The sequence below is a fragment of the Bifidobacterium sp. POST2/T3 (B1) genome, from assembly GCF_058197115.1.
Genome location: NZ_JBVPQK010000181.1, coordinates 1 through 5,294 on the forward strand (window position 1 = coordinate 1; position 5,294 = coordinate 5,294).

Genomic DNA, 5,294 nt, shown 5'->3' on the forward strand with positions numbered 1-5,294 from the left:
TTCATGATCGTCATCATCGCCCTGATGATCGCCATGATGTGGGGAAGCTCCCGCAAGAGCAAGCAGCAGCAGGCCGCCGTCCAGGACTTCCGTCAGTCCCTGCAGCCCGGTGACGAGGTAGCCACCACCACCGGTCTTCTGGGCAAGGTCGTCTCAGTCGACCTGGAAAAGGAGCAGGTAGTCATCGACTCCGAAGGTTCGCAGTCCCGCTGGCGCATCCAGGCCATCACCAGGCCACCAATCGTCCCCGCTTACGTTCACGACGACGAGGTTGACGAAAACGGCAACCCCCTGCCTGAGCAGGTTGAAGGCCACTCCGAGGATGCGGATGCCCCAGTCGAGGTCACCGCCGCTGAAGACGATGACAATGCAGATGATGAAGACGATGACAATGCAGATGATGAAGAAACCTTAGCCGACGATACTGCCACACAGAACTTTGCTGCCTCAGAGGGTACGGATAAGGCCGAAGCCAAGCCGGGTACCGAGCCGGAGCCGAAGAACGAATCAGACACGGCAGAGACTGCGGAAAAGTCCGACGACGCTGATGAACCGGATGCGTCCAAGGATCCTGACGCCTCTAAGGACTCCAAGGCTTCCAAGGCTTCAGATTCGACTTCCGGCAAGTCCTGAACATCATACGCGCGCCACACCTTCAGTCAGGCTGACTCTGAACGGAAACCCGGTGCGCGTATGATGGCCCCGGCAACCACTCCCAAGGAGCAAGACAGAAAGAAGATCATGGCTCAATCGGACGATATCAAGGTTGGAAAACTTAAGCAGGTGGGCGATGACGACGCCGCTTATCTGATCTCATTGATCCGTACCATTCCGGACTTTCCCAAGAAAGGGATCCTTTTCAGGGACTTCATCCCTGCCATGTCGGACCCCAGAGGATTGGCCATCGTCCTCGACGCCATGAAGCGCACCCTGCCTGTCAAGCCAGAGGACTTCGACCTGGTAGCCGGGCTTGAGGCCCGCGGCTTTCTGATCGGCCCTCAGCTGGCCTGCGACCTTGGCAAGGGCTTCCTGCCTATGCGCAAGGCCGGCAAGCTGCCCGAACCCACATATAGCCAGGAATACTCACTTGAATACGGCAACGCCCGCATCGAAATCGAGCAGGGCTGCCTCCAACCAGGCCAGCGAGTCCTGATAGTGGACGACCTGATCGCCACAGGCGGTTCCGCCCAGGCAGCTGCACGTCTGGTGGAGCAGGCTGGAGGCCAGGTGGCCGGTTTCAGCTTCGTTATGGAACTCAATGGTCTGAACGGCCGCAAGGCCCTGGGTGCCTACCCGGTCACCTGCCTGATGAACATGCCCGCCTGAGCACGATTGGGGGACCATCACCATGGATTTGTATGAATATCAGGCCAGGCAGCTGCTCGCTGAGCATGGCATCTCCCAGCCAAGGGCTGTCTATGCCTCAACGGCAGAAGAGGCCGGCCAGGCAGCCGACGTCATCGGCTACCCCTGCATGATCAAAGGCCAAGCCACCATCGGGCACAGGGGACAGGCAGGCGCCGTCAAGCGAGCCGAAAATCACCAGCAGGCTGTGGCACTGGCCGAGGCCATCCTGCCCATGAACATTGACGGCCATCCGGTCAGCGGAATCCTGGTTACCGAAGCCCGCAATATCCTGCACGAGTATTACCTGTCCATCTCAGTGGACCGCACCTCCCGGGACTACGATGTCCTGGCCACGGCCAGCGGTGGCACCGAGGTGGAGACCATCGCCCGCGAGCACCCCGAATCGGTCCGGCGCCTGCACATCGGCCCACTGGAGGATTTCGACAGGCAGGCCGCCCGCACCATGGCCGAGCGCATCGGCTTCTACCACGCAGATCTGGAGCAAGCCACACAGATACTTTTAGGCATGTGGCACACCTTCCAGGACAGCGACGCGACCCTGGTCGAGATCAACCCCTTGGCCAAGGTGGGCGACCCGGATGACGAGGCCACCAAGCATCTGGACGCCCTCGATGCCAAGATCTCCCTAGACGGGAACGCAGCCTTCCGACACGACGGTTGGAAACGCTTCACGGACCCTGCACAGGTGGATCCCTTGGAAGCCAAGGCCAAGGCCGCAGGCCTGCACTATGTCCATCTTGACGGCCAGGTGGGTGTCATCGGCAACGGTGCAGGACTGGTCATGAGCTCCTTGGATGCGGTCGCCGGGTCAGGACGCCGACGGGGTGTTCCTATTGGACCGGCTAACTTCTTGGACATCGGTGGCGGTGCCTCTCCAGAGGTCATGCGCACCAGCCTGGACGTGGTCCTCTCCGACCCCCAGGTTCGTTCGGTCATGGTCAACGTTTATGGAGGTATCACCTCTTGCCAGCAGGTAGCCCAGGGCATCCTGGCAGCCGTGGATGCTGCAGGCAAGCAAGACCAATACGGCGACCAGCCCATTGTGGTCCGCTTCGACGGCAATGAGGCTGCAGAGGGACTGGACCTGCTGGCCAAGGCCCAGCAACCTCGGCTCAAGGTGGCCCGCACCATGGAGGAGGCGGCAGACCAGGCCGTGGCCCTGGCCGCTCAGGCAGGAAAGGAGACGGGACGATGACCCTCTTCATCGAGGACGGCGCCCCCGTTATGGTCCAGGGCATGACCGGTCACCAGGGCATGGTTCACACGGCCCGCATGATGGCGGCCGGCACCAATATCTTGGCCGGAGTCAATGCCCGCAAGGCCGGAATGACCGTGGATTTCGACGGTCCGAATGGTCAGGCCCGTCATGTGCCCGTATACGCCGATTGTGCAACAGCGTGCAAGGCGACCGGAGCCCGTACCTCGGTGGTATTCGTCCCGCCCAGATTCGCCAAGGATGCCATGGTCGAGGCCATCGAGGCCGGCATTACCCTAATCGTGGTAATCACCGAGGGCATTCCTGTGGCCGATACCGCATACTGCGTGGCCCTGGCCAGGGAACGCGGCTGCCGCATCGTCGGTCCCAACTGCCCAGGACTGATGACCATGTCTGGCCGGCCCAACGGCGTCGGTGTAGACCTGGGCATCATCCCGCAGGGCATCGCCGGTCGAGGCCCGCTTGGCCTGGTCTCCAAGTCCGGTACCCTGACCTATCAGCTCATGGGGGAATTGTCCTCTATAGGCTTCACCGCCTGCCTGGGCATTGGCGGCGACCCCATCGTGGGAACCACCATGCTAGAGGCTCTGCAAGTCTTCAACAGAGATCCTGAGACCAAGGCCTGTGTCATGATCGGCGAAATCGGCGGCTCGGCCGAACAGGAGGCAGCCCATTGGGCCTCCACCCACATGACCAAGCCCATCGTGGCTTACATCGCCGGCTTTACCGCCCCGGAGGGCAAGCAGATGGGCCACGCCGGAGCCATCATCTCGGGCGGCAAGGGCACAGCCGCTGACAAGAAGGAAGCGCTAGAGTCCGTCGGCATCAAGGTGGGCACCACACCCGGCGAGACTGCCCGGCTGGCCCGCGATCTGCTACGGGAGCATGCCATCATATGACCGACAGGGTGAAAGTATGGCTTCGGGGGGCCCTAGAGGCCTTCCTAGCCATACTTATCTACACCGTCGCCCTCGGTGCATGTATGGCCCTGCTCCTGCTCATCATTTCCATCGAGGAGGGCGGGCCATCCCTGTCAATGGCCACCGTGGCCCTGACAGAAACAATCACTCTGCTCACCCAGGGCTGCGGGTTCACAGCCGGAGCCCTGACCCTAACCATCATCCCCCTGCTGCTGACTGGCCTACTGATATGGATAATCCGTACTCTGGTCGGCCGCATGGGCATGTCTGTCGGTGGCTGCATTGCCGGCTTGGTTGTCTGGATGCTGTGCACCCTCATTCTCATGCAGGGCAGCCAGACCATTCAGGTCGACACCACCACGGTTATTGTTCTGCGCACCAGCCTAGTTTTCCTACTGGGTTACGGCTGGGCCTGGGTTCGCTCTGAACCTTTCCGTCAGGCTTTTGCCAAACTTATCAAAGAAGCCCTGCCAGTCCAGGTCCGCATGACCATCCGGCTTGGACTTACGGCCGGTGCGATACTCTTGGCCGCCATGCTGGTTGCCGGTATGATCACCGTGGTTGTCTGGATCGCCCTCTATCACGGAGATGTGGGCCGCCTGTTTAAACTGACGCGTATGGGCACTGCCTCGGCTGTGATGACCAGTCTGGCATCCCTGGCCTGGCTGCCCAACCTGATCATCTGGGCTGTCTCCTGGCTCTTTGGAAACGGTTTCAACATCGGCAGGCTGGCCACCTTCACCCTTTGGTCGGGCCACGCCTCCAGTCTGCCCTCGCTGCCCCTCTTTGGACTTTTCCCAGAGCCCGTTTCCCGGCAGGAGGTTCGTCTGATCCTGCTCAACCTGCCTCTGCTGGCGGGAGTTGTTGCCGGCATTCTGTTGCTCACCGGTCCGTGGGGGGTCAGAATTCATGCCGCCGTGCGTCAAGCAGGGCTAAAATCCCGAGATACTGCAGTCTGCTTCCTTATCGCAACCCTGGCAATGGCCCTGACCTGGCTGGTCACCCTGCTCGGTCTTGCCCTGCTTTTCCAACTCTCCAATGGGGCTTTGGGCCGCCAGCGACTGGCCGGGGTGGGCGTGCCCATTGCCTCCTCACTACGCATGATCGGAACCTCCCTGGGGGTTGGCCTGCTGGGAGTATGGCTGCTGCCGCTCATCCTCGCCGCCCTGGTCATCATCAAGGACGCCCTGATCGACTATCTGCGCCAGGCAGACCACAAAATAACTTCCGCCAAGGCGGGAAACAAGGAAAAACAAAACCAATCACGCGGTCAGGAGGGAAAGGAGCCCAAAGTAACCGACCGAGCAGACACACCACGACAGGTCTCGTCCACCCGCAGACCAGGCAAATAGATCCGAGGGTGGCGGGGCGCCTCGGCATTCAAGCATAGGAGTAGGAGTTTCCATGGTCACCACGAATCGAACCATCAACCGAGCACTGGTCTCGGTCTACCACAAGCAGGGACTTGAGGCCCTGGCATCGGCCTTCCGCCAGGCAGGCACCGAGGTCATCTCCACCGGCAGCACCGCAAAGAAGCTGCAGGATCTGGGTGTCCAAGTCACCCCGGTGGAAAAGGTCACCGGCTTTCCTGAAAGCTTTGACGGCCGGGTCAAAACCCTGGATCCGCACATCCACGCCGGTCTCCTGGCCGACATGACCAACCCCGACCATGTCCAGCAGCTCAAAGACTTGGGCATCGCCCCCTTCGACCTAGTAGTGGTCAACCTCTACCCCTTCGAGCAGACCGTCCTTGATGGTGCAAATGCTGACCAGTGCTTGGAGCGCATCGA

General features: G+C 61.0%; 5 protein-coding genes and 1 pseudogene. All 6 read left to right on the forward strand.

Annotated elements, in window-relative coordinates; genetic code table 11:
- Nucleotides 1-3: 3 nt before the first annotated feature.
- Nucleotides 4-633, forward strand: a complete 630-nt coding sequence (locus AC0AP0_RS08455) for a preprotein translocase subunit YajC (RefSeq protein ID WP_490430152.1) — start codon at nt 4-6, stop codon at nt 631-633.
- A 108-nt stretch (nt 634-741) separates the two neighbouring features.
- The gene (locus AC0AP0_RS08460; RefSeq protein ID WP_144177088.1) at nt 742-1,326 is read left to right on the forward strand and encodes an adenine phosphoribosyltransferase; all 585 of its coding nucleotides are present in this window, start codon (nt 742-744) and stop codon (nt 1,324-1,326) included.
- A gap of 22 nt (nt 1,327-1,348) precedes the next feature.
- Nucleotides 1,349-2,563: an ADP-forming succinate--CoA ligase subunit beta gene (sucC, locus tag AC0AP0_RS08465; RefSeq protein ID WP_490430149.1), complete on the forward strand. Its 1,215-nt coding sequence runs from the start codon at nt 1,349-1,351 to the stop codon at nt 2,561-2,563.
- Nucleotides 2,560-3,483: a succinate--CoA ligase subunit alpha gene (gene sucD / locus AC0AP0_RS08470; protein ID WP_490430150.1), complete on the forward strand. Its 924-nt coding sequence runs from the start codon at nt 2,560-2,562 to the stop codon at nt 3,481-3,483. Before sucC ends, sucD begins: the two co-directional genes overlap by 4 nt.
- The gene (locus AC0AP0_RS08475; protein WP_490430151.1) at nt 3,480-4,856 is read left to right on the forward strand and encodes a cell division protein PerM; all 1,377 of its coding nucleotides are present in this window, start codon (nt 3,480-3,482) and stop codon (nt 4,854-4,856) included. The genes sucD and AC0AP0_RS08475 overlap by 4 nt, the downstream gene beginning before the upstream one ends.
- Before the next feature lie 52 nt (nt 4,857-4,908).
- A pseudogene (purH, locus tag AC0AP0_RS08480) lies at nt 4,909-5,294 on the forward strand (bifunctional phosphoribosylaminoimidazolecarboxamide formyltransferase/IMP cyclohydrolase); the annotation flags it as partial.

Excerpts from the sequence above, each read along its gene's own strand:
- AC0AP0_RS08455 (WP_490430152.1), top strand. The coding sequence starts at position 4 with ATGATCGTCATCATCGCCCTGATGATCGCCATGATGTGGGGAAGCTCC.
- AC0AP0_RS08460 (WP_144177088.1), top strand. The coding sequence starts at position 742 with ATGGCTCAATCGGACGATATCAAGGTTGGAAAACTTAAGCAGGTGGGC.
- sucC (WP_490430149.1), top strand. The coding sequence starts at position 1,349 with ATGGATTTGTATGAATATCAGGCCAGGCAGCTGCTCGCTGAGCATGGC.
- sucD (WP_490430150.1), top strand. The coding sequence starts at position 2,560 with ATGACCCTCTTCATCGAGGACGGCGCCCCCGTTATGGTCCAGGGCATG.
- AC0AP0_RS08475 (WP_490430151.1), top strand. The coding sequence starts at position 3,480 with ATGACCGACAGGGTGAAAGTATGGCTTCGGGGGGCCCTAGAGGCCTTC.